Annotated in this window: 19 protein-coding genes; 9 read left to right on the plus strand and 10 right to left on the minus strand. The window is 60.4% G+C overall.

The genetic code is table 11. From position 1 onward, the window contains the following. The first annotated feature begins 94 nt into the window (after window positions 1-94). On the plus strand, window positions 95-2170 hold the full coding sequence (locus tag EDD52_RS14035; RefSeq protein ID WP_132246024.1) for a bifunctional sulfate adenylyltransferase/adenylylsulfate kinase: 2076 nt from the start codon (window positions 95-97) through the stop codon (window positions 2168-2170). Between the two features lie 575 nt (window positions 2171-2745). Then, window positions 2746-3384 carry a VPLPA-CTERM sorting domain-containing protein gene (locus EDD52_RS14040; RefSeq protein ID WP_132246026.1) on the plus strand — a complete coding sequence of 213 codons (639 nt, stop codon included), beginning with the start codon at window positions 2746-2748 and terminating at the stop codon, window positions 3382-3384. 111 nt (window positions 3385-3495) lie between these two features. Here EDD52_RS14040 and EDD52_RS14045 read toward each other — a convergent pair whose 3' ends face one another. Beyond that, window positions 3496-5043, minus strand: a complete 1548-nt coding sequence (locus EDD52_RS14045) for a calcium-binding protein (RefSeq protein WP_132246028.1) — start codon at window positions 5041-5043, stop codon at window positions 3496-3498. 69 nt (window positions 5044-5112) lie between these two features. After that, window positions 5113-6285, minus strand: coding sequence for a lytic murein transglycosylase (locus tag EDD52_RS14050; protein ID WP_132246030.1), 1173 nt, complete (start codon window positions 6283-6285; stop codon window positions 5113-5115). Between the two features lie 235 nt (window positions 6286-6520). Between EDD52_RS14050 and EDD52_RS14055 the strand changes: the two genes are divergently transcribed. Beyond that, a complete protein-coding gene (locus tag EDD52_RS14055; RefSeq protein ID WP_132246032.1) occupies window positions 6521-6889 on the plus strand; it encodes a response regulator transcription factor in 369 nt (122 codons plus the stop codon). On the opposite strand, the gene EDD52_RS14060 is transcribed toward EDD52_RS14055, so the two are convergent. Together EDD52_RS14060 and EDD52_RS14065 are read right to left on the minus strand one after the other, a co-directional pair. Continuing rightward, on the minus strand, window positions 6886-7875 hold the full coding sequence (locus tag EDD52_RS14060) for a glutathione S-transferase family protein (protein WP_132246034.1): 990 nt from the start codon (window positions 7873-7875) through the stop codon (window positions 6886-6888). The two genes, EDD52_RS14055 and EDD52_RS14060, sit on opposite strands and share 4 nt — an antisense overlap. Window positions 7876-8069: 194 nt before the next feature. Further along, a complete protein-coding gene (locus tag EDD52_RS14065) occupies window positions 8070-9248 on the minus strand; it encodes a MalY/PatB family protein (RefSeq protein WP_132246036.1) in 1179 nt (392 codons plus the stop codon). Between the two features lie 131 nt (window positions 9249-9379). On the opposite strand from EDD52_RS14065, the gene def (EDD52_RS14070) reads away from it, so the two are divergent. The 5 genes from def (EDD52_RS14070) to EDD52_RS14090 all read left to right on the plus strand — a co-directional run bounded on the left by def (EDD52_RS14070) (window position 9380) and on the right by EDD52_RS14090 (window position 11871). Then, window positions 9380-9898, plus strand: coding sequence for a peptide deformylase (def, locus tag EDD52_RS14070; protein WP_132246038.1), 519 nt, complete (start codon window positions 9380-9382; stop codon window positions 9896-9898). Further along, on the plus strand, window positions 9895-10392 hold the full coding sequence (def, locus tag EDD52_RS14075; protein ID WP_132246040.1) for a peptide deformylase: 498 nt from the start codon (window positions 9895-9897) through the stop codon (window positions 10390-10392). The genes def (EDD52_RS14070) and def (EDD52_RS14075) overlap by 4 nt, the downstream gene beginning before the upstream one ends. 78 nt (window positions 10393-10470) lie before the next feature. Next, complete coding sequence (gene fmt / locus EDD52_RS14080; RefSeq protein WP_132246042.1) at window positions 10471-11382, plus strand: methionyl-tRNA formyltransferase; 912 nt, start codon at window positions 10471-10473, stop codon at window positions 11380-11382. 5 nt (window positions 11383-11387) lie between these two features. Then, entirely contained in the window at window positions 11388-11624 is a 237-nt protein-coding gene (locus tag EDD52_RS14085; RefSeq protein WP_132246044.1) for a hypothetical protein, read from the plus strand. A 10-nt stretch (window positions 11625-11634) separates the two neighbouring features. After that, a complete protein-coding gene (locus tag EDD52_RS14090; RefSeq protein WP_132246046.1) occupies window positions 11635-11871 on the plus strand; it encodes a GlsB/YeaQ/YmgE family stress response membrane protein in 237 nt (78 codons plus the stop codon). A 53-nt stretch (window positions 11872-11924) separates the two neighbouring features. On the opposite strand, the gene EDD52_RS14095 is transcribed toward EDD52_RS14090, so the two are convergent. The 6 genes from EDD52_RS14095 to EDD52_RS14120 form a co-directional block, all read right to left on the minus strand. Continuing rightward, window positions 11925-12548, minus strand: a complete 624-nt coding sequence (locus tag EDD52_RS14095; protein WP_132246048.1) for a trimeric intracellular cation channel family protein — start codon at window positions 12546-12548, stop codon at window positions 11925-11927. Continuing rightward, window positions 12545-13021, minus strand: coding sequence for a ribonuclease HI (gene rnhA, locus EDD52_RS14100; RefSeq protein ID WP_132246050.1), 477 nt, complete (start codon window positions 13019-13021; stop codon window positions 12545-12547). Before rnhA ends, EDD52_RS14095 begins: the two co-directional genes overlap by 4 nt. Then, window positions 13014-13607, minus strand: a complete 594-nt coding sequence (locus tag EDD52_RS14105) for a class I SAM-dependent DNA methyltransferase (protein WP_132246052.1) — start codon at window positions 13605-13607, stop codon at window positions 13014-13016. The genes rnhA and EDD52_RS14105 overlap by 8 nt, the downstream gene beginning before the upstream one ends. After that, on the minus strand, window positions 13604-14074 hold the full coding sequence (locus EDD52_RS14110; RefSeq protein ID WP_132246054.1) for a DUF3429 domain-containing protein: 471 nt from the start codon (window positions 14072-14074) through the stop codon (window positions 13604-13606). Before EDD52_RS14110 ends, EDD52_RS14105 begins: the two co-directional genes overlap by 4 nt. 27 nt (window positions 14075-14101) lie before the next feature. After that, window positions 14102-15052 carry a 4-hydroxy-3-methylbut-2-enyl diphosphate reductase gene (gene ispH, locus EDD52_RS14115; RefSeq protein WP_132246056.1) on the minus strand — a complete coding sequence of 317 codons (951 nt, stop codon included), beginning with the start codon at window positions 15050-15052 and terminating at the stop codon, window positions 14102-14104. A gap of 143 nt (window positions 15053-15195) precedes the next feature. Further along, window positions 15196-15771, minus strand: a complete 576-nt coding sequence (locus tag EDD52_RS14120) for a LabA-like NYN domain-containing protein (RefSeq protein ID WP_132246058.1) — start codon at window positions 15769-15771, stop codon at window positions 15196-15198. Window positions 15772-15869: 98 nt separating this feature from the next. Here EDD52_RS14120 and folK point away from each other — a divergent pair, with 98 nt between their 5' ends. Further along, window positions 15870-16481: a 2-amino-4-hydroxy-6-hydroxymethyldihydropteridine diphosphokinase gene (gene folK, locus EDD52_RS14125; protein ID WP_207906030.1), complete on the plus strand. Its 612-nt coding sequence runs from the start codon at window positions 15870-15872 to the stop codon at window positions 16479-16481. Window positions 16482-16506 lie beyond the last annotated feature (25 nt).

The following is a 16506-nucleotide window of genomic DNA, read 5'->3' on the forward strand; positions in this document are numbered from 1 at the left end:
AGGCACAAAACCGCGGCGGGCAGAAGAAAACCCTTTCCCGAATGTGCGGGATATGCGATGCGTTCAGCGATGAACACACTTTGAGTCGCCTGTAATGAGTTCGCTTTTGTCCAAATCTGCACTGCCGGAAGAAGACCAGCTCTTCCGCCTTCTGCGCCAGCTTGATCTGGCGCCGGAAGCATCGCAGCGCGCCACGGCAGAAGCGTTGGGTATCTCACTGGGTCGGCTCAATTCCTACCTGCGCGCAGCGACGGAAGCCGGGTTCGTCACAAAGACCACCCGCCCGGGCCCAGATCGCCGCCAACGCTTTACCTACGCGCTGACCATGCGCGGAGCGGGCGAAAAGCTGCGTCTCGCTGACCGTTTCCTTGCCCGTAAATTCGCTGAATACGACGCCTTGCATGCCGAACTGACCGGCACTGCAAGCGGTCTTGTCCCTATCAAGTACAGGAGTAACCTCATGGAAAACAACCTCGCCCCCATCCCGGAGCTTTACGTCTCCTACGAGAGCGCCCAGAAGCTGAAGATCGAAGCCGGAGAGCTGACCTCGCATGACCTGACACCGCGTCAGATCTGCGACCTTGAACTGCTGATGAACGGTGGCTTCAACCCTCTCAAGGGCTTCCTTTCGGAAGAGGATTACAACGGCGTCGTCGAGAACATGCGCCTCGCGAGCGGCGCGCTGTGGCCGATGCCGATCACCCTGGACGTGACCGAGAAATTCGCTGACACAGTCGAAGTCGGTCAGGACATCGCCCTGCGCGATCAGGAAGGCGTGATCCTCGCCACCATGACCGTCACCGACAAATGGGAGCCGAACAAGGCACGCGAGGCCGAGAAGGTCTTTGGCGCAGACGATTCCGCGCATCCGGCCGTGAACTACCTGCACAACCACGCGGGAAAGATCTACCTCGGCGGTCCGGTTACCGGCATCCAGCAGCCTGTCCACTATGATTTCCGCGCACGCCGCGACACCCCGAACGAGCTGCGCGCCTATTTCCGCAAGCTGGGCTGGCGCAAGGTCGTGGCCTTCCAGACCCGCAACCCGCTGCACCGCGCGCACCAGGAACTGACCTTCCGCGCCGCGAAAGAAGCGCAGGCCAACCTGCTGATCCATCCGGTTGTCGGCCTGACAAAGCCCGGCGATGTGGATCACTTCACCCGCGTTCGCTGCTACGAGGCCGTTCTGGACAAGTATCCGGCATCCACCACGACCATGTCGCTGCTGAACCTTGCCATGCGCATGGCCGGCCCGCGCGAAGCTGTCTGGCACGGTCTGATCCGCGCCAACCACGGCTGCACGCATTTCATCGTCGGCCGCGACCACGCCGGCCCCGGCAAGAACTCTGCCGGCGAAGATTTCTACGGCCCCTACGATGCGCAGGAACTCTACCGTGAAAATCAGTCGGAAATCGGCTGTGAAATGGTGGACTTCAAGCACATGGTCTGGGTGCAGGAACGCGCCCAATATGAGGCCATCGACGAGATTGAAGACAAGGACAAGATCACTATCCTGAACATCTCGGGCACAGAACTGCGCCGCCGTCTGGCGGAAGGTCTGGAAATCCCCGAATGGTTCTCCTTCCCCGAGGTCGTGAAGGAACTGCGCCGCACGAAGCCGCCGCGCTCCAAGCAGGGTTTCACCGTGTTCTTCACCGGCTTCTCCGGCTCCGGCAAGTCCACCATTGCCAACGCTTTGATGGTCAAACTGATGGAGATGGGTGGCCGCCCCGTGACGCTGCTGGATGGTGATATCGTTCGTAAGAACCTGTCTTCGGAACTGGGTTTCTCGAAAGAGCACCGCGACCTGAACATCCGCCGCATCGGCTATGTCGCGTCCGAGATCACCAAGAACGGCGGGATCGCCATCTGTGCGCCCATCGCGCCTTATGCCACCACGCGCCGCGCTGTCCGCGAGGACATCGAAGCCTTTGGTGCCTTCATCGAGGTGCATGTCGCAACGTCGATCGAGGAATGCGAACGCCGCGACCGCAAGGGCCTGTACAAGCTGGCACGCGAAGGCAAGATCAAGGAATTCACAGGGATTTCTGACCCCTACGACGTTCCTGAAAACGCCGAGCTTGTTGTCGAGACAGAGAATGTCGATGTCGACAACTGCGCGCATCAGGTCATCCTGAAGCTGGAATCGATGGGTCTGATCGCAGGCTGATCCCGCCTTACAAAGACCGCAACAGGGCCGGGCGCAATCGCGCCTGGCCCTTTGTCATTTCCCACCACGCGGGCCCGCACGCCAAGGCGATACAAACGCTCCGAAACGCAGGTCGCGCGCAGTCGGCGCAAAACGAGTCGCGAATTGCTACGAAGCGGCGCGGCCTGTTGTTCACGATTGATGCCCAATCTGTTGCGATCCTCGCACGTCCGAGCCAAAGGGATTGCATGAACAGCGACTAAGACGCGCCTTCAAACGAGTCCAACTGACTGAACGCATGCTGCACTCCGGACTGGTGCTTGGCGTCGTTAGCACCAATTTTTTTTATTTTCTCTAAATCCTAGAACGTTATGAGGTTCTCTTCACTGACGGGAAATGATCGTCACCCGGAGAGCCTTGCGCCAGACAGCTCAGGGATTGAGATAACGCCTCCCCAGGAGAAAGCGAGCTAACCTCGCTCCAGCACCCTTAATGGTTGTGTAGCCTTCAGCGCATTCAGCTTGCCGAAGCCTTTGACAATCCGTATGAATTAGGTGAGTGGACACTTATGTTTGAGTTTTTGGAGTGGATTAGTTATGTCATTTCGTATCAGCTGTATCGCTGCAGCCGTCGCGGTCGCGCTGGCAGGTTTCGCCAGTGATGCTGCTGCGGCCGTTATCTTCCAAGATGATTTCACACGGTCCGAGCACATCGCAAGAGATGTCGGGAACGGCTGGAGCGAATTGGAGAAGTCTTCCAACGACGTATCCGTTCTGAGCAATAAGTTGCTGCTTCGTGACGTGCTCGAAGGTGACGGCCCTGACGCCGCCGCTTCCAGTATGGTGATCGACGCCACCGGCTATGAGAACATCTCGGTTGAGTTCAGGTGGCGCGCTCAATCGCAAAATGGTATCGCAGACGACCTCTTTCTGTCTTGGGCGCTTGATCCAGCTCCTGCGATGGACGACCTGAACGCATGGACTCATGTTTTCCAGGAAAACGGCTCCGGAAGCAGCTTCCACGTTACTAATGTAGGCATCTCGGGCGCTGAAAATGCATTGTTCAATATCATGCTCTGGACGATTTCCAACACCAAGGACCAAGGGTACCAGATTGATTACGTTACAGTGACCGGCGACGAAATCCCGCCCGTGCCACTTCCTGCGGGCCTGCCGCTTCTGGCAGGTGGCCTCGCGGCTTTCGGGCTGTTGCGCCGCAAGCGTAAGCAAGCCTAAACCACCACACTATAAAAGACCGTGTGAATGAAACGAGGGTGGCCAATGCCGCCCTCGCTTTCGTTTGTAGCCATGACTGACGTTTTAAATCGGCCCCCCGTAACGCTCGCGTTAGAACGTCAGATCGTAGGCGGACCCTCCGGCGACCTGAATGGTAATGTAATCCTCTGCAGCACCGTCAATCAGTGACCAAAGCCTGGTGCCTGTCGGGAGATGGGTGATGAAGGCTTCGGCAACATCAGCGGCGCCCGCCCAAGTGGTGTTGGCAAGCTGAATGAGAAAGTCGTCCCCCGTGGCGGCTCGGTCCCCGCCGAATAGCAGAACGTCACCCTCGGCCGCAGAATAGTCTTTCACCCAGTCGCGCCCATGGCTGGCTAGGCCGACGTGAAAGAACTTGTCAGCGCCACTGCCGCCTTTGAGCCGGTCAAACCCGAACCCACCGTTCAGGAAATCGTCACCCGGCCCGCCGGACACCTCGTCGGACAGCAGTCCGCCACTCAACACATCGTCGCCTTCCTGCCCGACAAGCACGTCCGCCCCAAAGCCGCCCAGCAAGGTGTCATTCCCGTCCATGCCATGGATCCTGTCATTGCCATGGCCGCCATTCGCATAGTCGGCCCCCGCCCCGGCATAAACCACATCCCTCAGATCATCTGACGTCGCACCGCCTGTGATCCGGTCGTCCCCAGCGCCACCGTTGAGCGTATCCCGCCCGTCGCCACCTTCCAGCGTATCGTCGCCCGCAAGCGCAACCAGACGGTCGTCACCCGTATCCCCCGACAGCTGTTCAGCCGCGTTGGTACCGCGCAAGATCAGGGGGTCCGCCGACGCGAGAATTCGTATTTCATCAAAGGTGAAAGTCTCGATCACCGAGGCAGAACCCTCCCTACCGAACTGAAATGTTTCAATCCCACGCGCCGTGACGTGATCGAACTGACGATCGAAGAAGCTCATCGAGACCCCACCAGCCACCAGTGCAAATTGCTCCACGTCCGAGCTGTCCCACGACGTTATGATCAGTGTGTCGCGCCCTTCGCCACCTTCAACGATTGCAAGGCCGCCGGAATAGTAGAACTCATCGTCACCGACGCCTCCATCCACATAAGGGTAAATCGATAGAGAGAACCGATCATCTTCGGAAATCGAAACTCCCGGGATACCGGCAAAATCAATTTCCACATCGGGCGCAAGTGGATCCCCTGTCGGCACGCGACCTTCACCGGTAATCAACTCGTCAAACGCAGCCAAGTCCCGAGCGTCTTTGATTTCCGGCAGCTCTGCCCCGCCGATCGTAAAGACAGAGAACTGATACTCTTCTGCCGTCTCACGCCGAAACTCAAAGAGAGTTGACGTCTTGCCATCCCAGAACAATCGTCCAAGATCGTAATCTTCCGATATCCCTGGATACTTCTGCAGCACATTATAGCCTGTCGACGCCCCATCAACTTGGTAGCCCAAGGTGATACCGTTCAGGGTATTGAGGTAAACATTCGGCACACGGTCGGATGGTGGATTAAGATCACTGATCATGTAGCTGAAGGACGCATCATACGTCGCGCTGACATCAACCAAAACAAAGTCGCGTGGCTCAATTCCTATGAAGGCGCCGTTTTCTACGTCGGCCCGCAATACAAAACCTTCAACCGAATAGGTCGTCATTGACACTCGCCCCTTACACTGACTTCTTTTAAATTATCGCCTTATCCCATCTTCGTGCGCGAAAAGAAACTAGAGGCTCTCCAGCAAGCGCGGCGTCGGCCAGGCATCTGCGGGCAGGCCCAGTTTTTGCTGCATGTCCTGCACGGCAGAGCGGGTGTTTGCGCCCAGGATCCCGTCGATCTTGCCCACGTCGTAACCGCGTTGGGCCAGCTTTTCTTGAAGCTGCTTCATCTGTTCGCCCGAAAGGCCGGGTTCAGGAGTGCCTGCGGCATAGACCTGCGCGCCTTCCAGTCGGGTCGCGAAATAGGCGGCTGTCAGCACGTAGACGAAGCTTTGATTCCACTCGAAATAGACGTTGAAATTCGGGTAGGCGATGAAGGCCGGGCCCTTGCTCCCCTGTGGTAGGATGATCTGCGCCGCAAGGTCGCTTGAGGCCAGTTCGCCCGCCCGCGCGCGGATGCCCATCGCCTGCCATTCAGCCACGCTGAGCGTCTTGTCCGTGCCGGTCAGGGACCAGTCGAGGTCCTTCGGAACGGTGACTTCCTGCAGCCACGGCTCCCCTGCCCGCCAGCCCAGACCGCGCAGCATCTTTGCCCCGGACAAGAGCGCATCGGGAGCAGAAGTCTTGAGCGTCACATGCCCGTCCCCATCCCCATCGACGCCATGTTCAAGGATGTCGCCGGGCAGCATCTGGACCATGCCGATCTCGCCAGCCCATGCGCCGGTCGTGGTCGCGGGGTCAAAGTCGCCCTTCTCATATAGCTCCAGCGCCGAGAATATCTGCGGGCGGAACAGCTGTGGCCTGCGGCAATCATGCGCCAAAGTGACCAGCGCATTTGCGGTGTTGAAGTCGCCCTGATAGTTTCCGTAATCCGTCTCGAACGCCCAGAACGCCAGCAAGACACCACGGTTGATGCCGTATTCGGCCTCGATCCGGTCAAAGACAGCGGCGTGTTCCTGCGCCGCGCGCTTTCCGTTTTCGATACGGTTCTGGCTGATCAGGCGCCGCGAGAAATCGATGAAATCAAGCTGAAACACCCCTTGCGCGCGGTCTGCCTTGATGACGGCCGGGTCCAGCCGAACCGGTGCGAAAAAGCGCTCAACCACGCCCGAATCGTGCCCCATGGCGACGGCTTCGGTTTTCAGATCGGCCACGAAACCGGAGAAATCGCCGCCACATGCTGTCTGGGCAGAGACCGAACCAGCAGAAAGCACTGCCGCTGCGATGGTGGTGAAGCGCATTATTTCGTCCTCTTGTCAGACCCTTGCAGGCAAAGCGCCCGGTGCGGGCGCATATTTCGCCCGAAGGATATAATTGCCTCAGAGCGTCTTTTCACATAATGCAGGAGCATTATGTGGATCCTTGAGCGGATTCACGCTTTGGACACGAAGTTTACGCTGACGTTAACCATTTGTTATGATCAAACCTTTCAGATTACCCGCAGAGGCGGCGCGGGAGCAGTGCCGGAGTGTATGAATGAATGTGCTTATTGTTGAAAGCAAAGCTGAGCTTGGAAAGATTTGGAAAAGTCATCTTGAACGATTGGGCGCCGAGGTCTGGCTTGTCACAACACAGGACGATGCGGTTAACCTGCTGAGAACCGTAGAGTTGGATGTGCTTGTGCTGGACCTGGTGATTGACGACGGAAGCGCCATGGCCATTGCAGATTTCGCAAGCTACCGCCAGCCAAAGGCCAAGGCAATTTTCGTTACGAACACGTCCTTCTTCTCGGACGGGTCGATTTTCCAGCATTGCTCCAATGCTTGTGCTTACCTTCAAAGCGAAACGCCGCCAGATGATCTGGCGGCGATGGTCGAGCACTACGGCCGGAACGAACAGAATTAAGCGGCGCTGAGCCTTTCGCGGTTTGGCGCTGCATGGAAATCCGGGTCCGCGGTGATCGGCACGATCCGGTGCGGATTGATGGTGTCGTGGCTGTAGTAGTAATGGTGCACGATATGGTCGAAGTTGACCGTCTCGGCGACGCCGGGCCATTGGTACAGCTCGCGGACATAGGCCCACAGGTTGGGGTAGTCCACGATCCGCTGCCGGTTACACTTGAAATGCGTATGATAGACCTTGTCGAACCGCACCAGCGTGGTGAAAAGGCGCCAGTCTGCCTCGGTGATCCGGTCCCCCATCAGGTAGCGGTTGCGCGACAGGATGTCCTCGATCCAGTCGAGACTGTCGAACAGGGGATGCACGGCCTCGTCATAGGCCTCTTGCGAAGTGGCGAAACCGGCCTTGTAGACGCCGTTATTGACCGTGTCGTAGATCCGCGCGTTCACCGGCTCGATCGGGGCGCGCAGATGTTCGGGCCAGTAATCATCGTGATTGCCAGTGACCTCGTTGAAGGCGCTGTTGAACATGCGGATGATCTCCGCGCTTTCGTTCGACACGATAGTTTCGCGCTCGATGTCCCAGAGGACAGGCACCGTCACCCGACCCGTCATGTCCGGTTTGGCCTTGAGGTAGATCTCTCGCAGGAATGTCGCGCCGTAGAGCTTGTCACCGGTGGCACCGGGGAAGGCGGATTTCAGCTCCCACCCGTCGGACAACATGTCGGGATCGACGACGCTGACGCCGATGTGATCCGTCAGACCTATCAAAGCACGGAAGATGAGCGCGCGATGCGCCCAGGGGCAAGCATAAGAGACGTAGAGGTGGTACCGCCCCGACTCTGCCTTGAAACCGCCCTCGCCGCTTGGTCCGGCACTGCCATCCGCGGTCACCCAGTTGCGAAAGCTCGCCTCGGAGCGGACAAATTTGCCCCCGCTGGATTTGGTATCGTACCATTGGTCTTGCCAGTTTCCATCGACCAGAAGGCCCATTTCCCTACTCCTGCTTGCTGCGTTGTCGGGGAATTTAGCGCTTCACGCAGATCAGGGAAGGCCGATGGGCGCGCAGGATTTGTGCGGACACGAACAGAAACAGGGGTCCGCCCACGTTTTCCGCAAAGATGTGCACATCCGCAAGTCTGCGCCGACCCGGCCGGATAGGGGCCGGGGCGGCGTGTCCATGTGCGCTATTGCAGGTCCGAGAAGGCCTCTTGCAGCCGCGCGCCCGCCATGTCGACGCGGGCATGCTGCGTCGCAAGGTTGAACCGCAGGAAGGTCTCCCCCCCCTGACCGAAGGCCGGGCCGGGGCTGGCCGCGATGCGCGCGCGCCCCTTCACGCGTTCCTCCACCTCTGCAAAGCTCATACCGGTGCCCGAGAAATCCACCCAGGCCAGATAGGTGGACTCCAATGGCAGGGACCTCACGCCGGGGATCGCGTTGATCATCGTGTCAAAGGTTTCGCGGTTGCGATTGAGATGGGCGACCTGCGCATCAACCCACGCGGCGCCTTCGGGTGAGTAGGCGGCTGTGACCATCTCCACGCCAAGGCGGTTGCTGCTGAGGTCAAGCGCCTTCATCCGTTTGAGCATGGCGTCGCGAAGCGCGGCGTCGGGGATAATCATGTTTCCCGTACGCTGGCCCGCAATATTGAATGTCTTGGACGCGGCGGTCAGCACGACCAGCCTGTCACGAGCCTCCGGTGCGGCCACGTTCAATGGCACGAAGCGGTGTCCCGGCATGATCAGATCGTGATGCACCTCGTCCGACAACAGGATCAGGTCGTTGGCACGCGCAAATTCCGCCACGGCGCGCAATTCATCGGCGGACCAGATCCGGCCCGAGGGGTTTTGCGGTGAACACCAGATCAGCATCTTCTCGGCGCCGGTCAACTGCGCCTGCGCGGCGTCCAGATCAATCTCGTAGCGCGTATCGGCAAGGACGAGCGGGATCTCCCTCACCTGACGCCCGGCGCGTTCGATCTTGTTGGCGAATTCGTGATAAACCGGCGAGAAGATGACGACGCTGTCACCCGGATCGGTATAGACATCCAGACAAAGTCCGATGGCATTGCCAAGCCCCGCGCTCGTCAGGATCCAGTCGGGATCGATCTTCCATCCGTGGCGATGCTCCATCCACCAGCAGATCGCGTTGTGATAGTCGCTGTCGTCGAAGAAATACCCGAAGATGCCGGGATCGGCTGCGGCGCGCACGGCCTCGATGACGCAGGGCGCGGTGGGATAGTCCGAATCTGCGGTCCACATCGCCAGACCATCATCGGACGAAACCCCGAAAAGAGGCTCCATCGCGTCCCATTTTGAAGAGTGGGTCCCGCGGCGATCGATGAGACGGTCGAAATTGGCAAGCATCTACAGCTCCTTCAGGTGTATTTCGGCGTAACGGGCACAGGTGCGCGCGACCTGTCGGACGCTAGCCTATTGCGGCCCGAGTGCAAGCACCGGATATTGCGCCTTTGCGTCTCATCCCCTAAATGACTGCCATGAAACGGCCTATTCTCATACACCCCGATCCGCGCCTGAAGAAGGTCTGCAAACCCGTCGCCGATATCTCGGACGAGCTGCGCGTGCTTGCAGACGACATGCTGGAAACCATGTATGACGCGCCGGGCATCGGGCTTGCCGCGCCCCAGATCGGTATTCTGGACCGGCTGATCGTGCTGGATTGCGTCAAGGAAGAGGGCGCGGCCCCCCAGCCCCTTGTCATGTTCAACCCCGAGATTCTGGCAAGCTCGGACGATCTGAACGTCTATGAGGAAGGCTGTTTGTCCATCCCTGACCAATATGCCGAGATCGAGCGCCCGCGAGAGGTGCGTGTCGGCTGGCTGGACCGTGACGGCAACCCGCAGGAACAGGGCTTTGACGGGCTTTGGGCGACCTGCGTGCAGCACGAGATCGACCACCTTGAGGGCAAGCTCTTCATCGATTACCTCAAGCCCCTTCGGCGCCAGATGATCACGCGCAAGATGCAGAAGCTGAAACGCGAGAAGGCCCGCGCGTGACCGTTCGCCGCTGCCTTCCCTGGCCCGACAAGCGCCTGCGGACCCCGGCAGCCCCGGTCGGGTCCATCACTGACGATATCCGCGCCCATTGGCAGGACATGATCGACACGATGGAGGCAATGCCGGGCGTGGGCCTTGGCGCCCCGCAGATCGGCGTGATGTTGCGGCTGGCCGTGGTCGATGCGTCGGAAACACGCGGTCAGGCGGCGCGTATGGCCAATCCGGAGGTGCTGCATGCCTCCACCCAGCCGCGCGAGCATGAAGAGGCGAGCCCGAACCTGCCGGGGGTGTCGGCCAGGATCACCCGTCCACGCGCCGTGACGGTCCGGTTTCTGAATGCCGAAGGCGCGATTGAAGAGCGTGATTTCGTCGGGCTTTGGGCGACCTCGGTGCAGCACCAGATCGACCATCTGAACGGTCGGATGTATTTTGATCGCCTGAGCAAGGTGAAACGGGATGTTCTGCTTCGCAAGGCGCGCAAGCTCGGCCGGTAGGACAAAACCCGGAACTGGGGCTGGCGACCGGCCTCAGCTCTTCCGGAGCGGCGTTGCCAAGTTAAAGGAGTGATCAGCATGCGGATCGTGTTCATGGGCTCGCCCGAGTTTTCGGTGCCGGTGCTGGATGCCCTTGTCAGTGGCGGTCACGACATCGCCTGCGTCTATTGCCAGCCGCCGCGCCCGGCCGGTCGGGGCAAGAAAGATCGCCCGACCCCGGTTCACGCCCGCGCGGCCGAACTGGCGCTGCCGGTCAGGCACCCGGCCAGCCTGAAATCCGGCGAGGAGCAGGCGAAATTCGCGGCGCTAGAGGCGGATGTCGCGGTGGTCGTGGCCTATGGGCTCATTCTTCCGCAGGCGGTACTGGATGCGCCGCGGCATGGCTGCCTGAACATTCACGCCTCGCTTTTGCCCCGCTGGCGGGGGGCTGCGCCGATCCATCGTGCGATCATGGCAGGCGACGCGGAAACCGGCATCTGCATCATGCAGATGGGGGCAGGTCTGGACACCGGGCCGGTGCTGCTGCGCCGCGCCACGCCTATTGGTGCCGAGGAAACAACGGGCGAATTGCACGACCGCCTGTCAAAAATAGGCGCCAAAGCCATTGCCGAGGCCTTGGCCAACCTGCCCAACCTCGCGCCGGAACCGCAGCCCGAAGAAGGCGTCACCTATGCCAGCAAGATCGACAAGGCCGAGGCGGCGATCGATTGGACCCTTCCCGCCGAGGAGGTCAGTCGCCTGATCCGGGGGCTGGCGCCTTTCCCGGGGGCCTGGACCACGGTTGAGGGCGAGCGGATCAAGCTGCTGGGTGCAACGCTGGTGGCAGGCGAAGGCCCCGCCGGGACGACCCTGGATGATGCGTTCACAGTGGCATGCGGGAGCGGCGCGCTGCGCGTCACCCGTGCGCAACGGGCGGGCAAGGGCGCGCAGGACGTCGGGACATTCCTGCGCGGCAACCCTATTCCCGCCGACACACAGCTAGGAGGCTGACACCCATGTTTCCCACCATGATCGGCACTGTCGTTATCGCGGGGATCGTCGGATATGTGTCCGAACGCACCGGCTTTACCCATAATGGCATCCTTCAAAGCATCATCATCTGTATCGGCGGCGCGTTTCTTGCCTATTTCGTGCGGCTTATGTTCGGGATCGGTTTCGGCTCTCCGGGGCTGAACGCCCTTGCATCTTCGATCGGGGCGCTCATCATCGTCCCGACCCACTGGCGCAAATAGGACAGAGCGAATGCCCGTTGTCTGGCTGATCATCATTGGTGCCGCCGCAGGGTTCCTGGCGACGCGGCTGATGCGTCTTGAAACGGACGTGATCACCACGGTTGTCATCGGCATGGCCGGGGCCGTGATCGGCGGGCTTGTCCTGAGGTTTCTGCTGGTCGTCTCTGGCGCATTGGCCGGCCTTGTCGGGGCCGTTCTGGGGGCAATGCTGCTGATCTGGCTCTGGCGGACGTATTTCCGGAAGTAACGGTCGGAACCGACCTGCTTGCCCAGTCACTCAGTATCAGTCCCGCTGGGCATTCACACCCTGGGTGGACGGCTGCGATAGACCGGCAGGCGCCACCCGAACGCCAAGGATCCCGCCCGCAACGCAAGCGTCAGCCCCGCGCCCGAGGCCACGACCACCCATTCCGTGCCGATTGTCATATGCGCGATCACGGCCGCGATGGAGCCTGCAAAGGCCGCCGTGACGTATAGCTCGCCCGCCTTCAGAACCAGTGGCACCTCGTTGCAGACAACATCGCGCATCAACCCGCCCAGACAGCCTGTGATCATGCCCATGAGCACCACAACCAGCGGCGATTGCTCCATCGACAGCGCCACACCGGTGCCCGCGGCAACCGCCACCGCAAGCGCGCAGGCATCCAGCCACAGCAGCGCCCGGTAGCGGCTTTCCAGAAGATGTGCGCCGAAGAACACCACAATGGCGGCGACAACGGCGAGTGCGATATAGGCGGGCGCGCCAATCCAGAAGACAGGGTCGCGATCCAGCAGCACATCCCGGATCGTGCCGCCCCCGACTGCGGTCAGGCAGGCCAGAAAGGCAAATCCCACGATATCAAGCTGCGCGCGGCTTGCGACCAATGCGCCGGTCAGGGCAAAAACCAGCACGGCAGCATAGTCCAGAAGGACAAGCAAGCTCACGCGCCGGCCCTGGAACTGCGTGACGGTTTGAAAGGGGCCATTCCGGCGCGGGCAAGCTCGTCGGCGCGCTCGTTTTCGGGGTGGCCTGCATGGCCCTTGACCCATTTCCAGGTCACGTCATGCCGGGCCTGCGCCTCGTCCAGCCGCTGCCACAGCTCGACATTCTTCACGGGCTTCTTGGCAGCTGTCTTCCAGCCGTTGCGCTTCCAGCCGTGAATCCAGGTGGTGACGCCGTTTTTGACGTAGGCGCTGTCGGTGACAATCGTGATCTGGCTTGGCCGCCCCAGCGCTTCCAGCGCGTTGATCGCGGCCAGAAGCTCCATCCGGTTGTTAGTGGTGTCGCTTTCGCCGCCTTGCAGCTCGCGCTCCTTGACGATCTTGTCGCCGTCCATCGCGCGCATCAGGACACCCCAGCCTCCCGGGCCGGGGTTTCCGCTGCACGCGCCATCGGTATATGCAAAAAGTTCAGCCATGAGCGGTCAGGGTGAACCAAGCCGCGACCGCGCCGTCAAGCCCTTTGTCCGCACCTGTGCGAAGATCGCTGACAGAAAAGCCCCTGCTGGCGAGCAGCGCGGTTATCTCCTCGACCGTGTAGTAGGTATAGAACCGGTCCAGACTGTCTCGCGCCTCGCCCTGCCCTTCTTTCAGGCCAATATGCAGGATGCCACCGGGGCGCAGCGCACGCGTCAAACGATCCAACACGCCCGGCAGCTCTGCCCTTGGGATGTGCAGCAGGCTGAAATTGGCCCAGATCCCGTCATAAAGAGACGCAGCTTCGATATCATCGAACATGGCACGCCGGACATTCAGGCCGGGGATGCGGGATGCCTCATCCACCATGCCCTGCGAGCCGTCAATCGCGTCAACCTCAAAGCCCGCCTGCAGCATGTGGCGTGCCCAGGTGCCCGGCCCGCAGCCAAGGTCCAGAACGCGCCCACCCGCTGGCAGCCTCGCAAGGAAGGTCCGCAGTGACCCGGTCGGGGCCTCATCTTTCTCGATCAGCCGGGCGTAGTCGCCAGCCTTTTCGTCGTAAACCGCCAGTGTCTTGTCATCGGTCACAGGGAAACTCCGATCGCCAGACATGCGGTGACGACAGCCGTCAGAAGCAGGCGCAACCGAAGCCACCACGGCGGGGCGAGCGAGACGCGCACAAAATACCAATCCAGTATGATCAGGGCGGGAAACAGCACCAATAACGTGCGAAGCGCGTCGGAAGGCTGCGACGTTCCAAAGATGTGGGGTGCCGCGCCAAAGAAGGCCGCAAGCGCCGGTATGACGGAAAGGATGTAGGGCAGCGCGCCGGATGCCTTTCCGGGCGCGGCGGCGAACCCCCAAAGGACACCCGACATGAAACAGAAGATGACCAGACCGTAGCTGGCGAGGATTTTCACCCCATCCCCCGGCACCAGCAGAGGGTAGCTGTCGGGGGCGACCTCGGGCGCCGGGCTGAGATGCAACCCCGCACCGAAAAGGAACGGGATCAGCCCGAGCAGACCAAGAACAAGTGCGGGCCTTGGGATTGTCACGGCTGGATGCTCCCCCTTCAACGCGGCTCAGGCCGTCTGGCGCAGCACGCGCGGAACCTTGAACTCTACGTTCTCCTGCGCGGTTTCCACGATCTCGACCGTTGTTTCGTAACGGACGCGGAAGGCGTTCACCACCTCGTCAATCAGGACCTCGGGCGCGCTGGCCCCGGCCGTCACACCGACAGAGCCGATGCCTTCAAGCGCGCGCCAGTCGATATCCGCAGCGCGCTGGACAAGCTGCGCATAGGTGCAACCGGCTTTGCGGGCAACTTCGACCAGACGTTTGGAGTTGGAGGAGTTGGGCGCGCCGACAACCAAAAGCGCGTCACAATCAGGCGCGATGTTCTTCACGGCCTCCTGCCGGTTCGTGGTGGCGTAGCAGATGTCTTCCTTGTGGGGCCCCACGATGGCCGGAAAGCGCGCCTTGAGCGCCGCGACGATCTCTGCCGTGTCATCCACGCTGAGCGTGGTCTGGGTAACAAATGCAAGGCTCGACGGGTCGCGCACATCCAGTGCCGCCACATCTTCCACGGTCTCGACCAGAAGAACCTCGCCCTCGGGCAGCTGCCCCATCGTCCCGATGGTTTCCGGGTGTCCGGCATGGCCGATCATCACCATCTGCAAACCGTTATCGGCATGGCGCTGCGCCTCGATATGCACCTTGGACACAAGCGGACAGGTCGCATCGACATAGATCATCTCGCGCCGCGCGGCCTCTGCCGGGATTGCCTTGGGCACCCCATGCGCAGAAAAGATCACCGGCCGGTCATCCGGACAGCGATCCAGCTCTTCAACGAAGACCGCCCCTTTTGCGCGCAACCCGTCGACCACGAACTTGTTATGCACGATTTCATGGCGGACATAGACAGGTGCCCCCCATTTCTCGAGAGCCATCTCGACGATCTTGATCGCGCGGTCCACGCCTGCGCAGAACCCGCGCGGCGCGGCAAGGTAGAGGGTAAGGGTCGGTTTGGTCATCGGCATCTCCTGCTGCGGTCACAGGTAAGCCCCATGGCGCGCTGCGTCCAGTGTCGCTGCCGCCAGAAATGAAAAACGGCGGCACACTGGCCGCCGTTCCTGAACTTGCATCCCAATCGTTCGTCATGTGCGCATCGCGCAGATCAGCTGTTGCTGGCAACCTCAAAGCCGCGCTCGGCTGATGTCGTGTCACGCGGCGGCCGCCCGATCACTTCCTTCAGCTCGTCAAGCTCGATGAAATTGTCGGCCTGGCGACGAAGCTCGTCCGCGATCATCGGAGGCTGGCTGCGAATCGTCGAAACGACCGAAACGCGGACGCCCTGCCGCTGAAGGCTCTCGACCAACGGACGGAAATCGCCGTCGCCGGAGAAAAGCACAATATGATCGACGCGCGGCGCAAGCTCCATGGCATCGACGGCAAGCTCGATATCCATGTTGCCCTTGACCTTTCGGCGGCCTTGGCTGTCTGTGTATTCTTTCGCCGGCTTCGTCACCATGGTGAACCCATTGTAGTGAAGCCAATCAACCAGGGGACGAATAGGGGAGTATTCGTCGTTCTCCAGCAGGGCAGTGTAGTAGAAAGCACGGAGCATCTTACCCCGGCGCACAAACTCCTGCCGAAGAAGCTTGTAGTCGATGTCAAACCCAAGCGCCTTCGCTGCGGCGTATAGGTTTGATCCATCGATGAACAGCGCGAGCCGTTCGTCTTTGTAAAACATCAAATGTCCTTCCGATAAACTAGGGGCCTTACCAAGATGTATTTTGTGAGTGGTGATCCAGGTAAAACCGGATGAACAAGGATTAAGGATTTATTCGAATGCTTCAAGCCCGTAGACCTGACGTAAATGATAGCAAGATAGCAAAAATCAATCAAGAATTGCTGATTGCCGTAGGGTCAAATCTGGGATCACAATATGGGGATGCAAAAAAAACGGTCGCCGCCGCCTTGCGCGCGATAGCGCTTTCGGGGCGCGAGATAAGAGCCGTAAGCCGATTTTACGCGACCCCCTGTTTCCCTGCCGGCGCCGGGCCGGACTACGTTAACGCCGCGCTGGTCTTGCGGTCGTCAGAGCACTCCATAAGCGGAGAATTGCACAACTTACACGCGATTGAGGCGGAATTTGGCCGATCTCGCGCCACTCGGTGGGGTATGCGCACGCTGGATTTGGATCTTGTGGCCGCAGGCAGTACTATTCGCCCGGACGTTGAAACCTACGAGGCTTGGCGCCTTCTCGACGGGGATCGCCAGCGCCTTGAAGCGCCCGATCAGCTGATTCTCCCACATCCGCGCCTGCAGGATCGCGCCTTTGTCTTAATTCCTCTTCGTGACGTCGCGCCGGATTGGCGGCACCCCGTACTGGGACAATCCGTCGCAGAGCTTTGCGCCGAATTACCCGAATCCGCAGTAAACGAGATCGTCCCCATTTGAATCGCGTCTTGTCATTCCCGGCAGG

The organism is Primorskyibacter sedentarius, assembly GCF_004342065.1.
In the GTDB taxonomy this organism is placed as follows: domain Bacteria; phylum Pseudomonadota; class Alphaproteobacteria; order Rhodobacterales; family Rhodobacteraceae; genus Primorskyibacter; species Primorskyibacter sedentarius.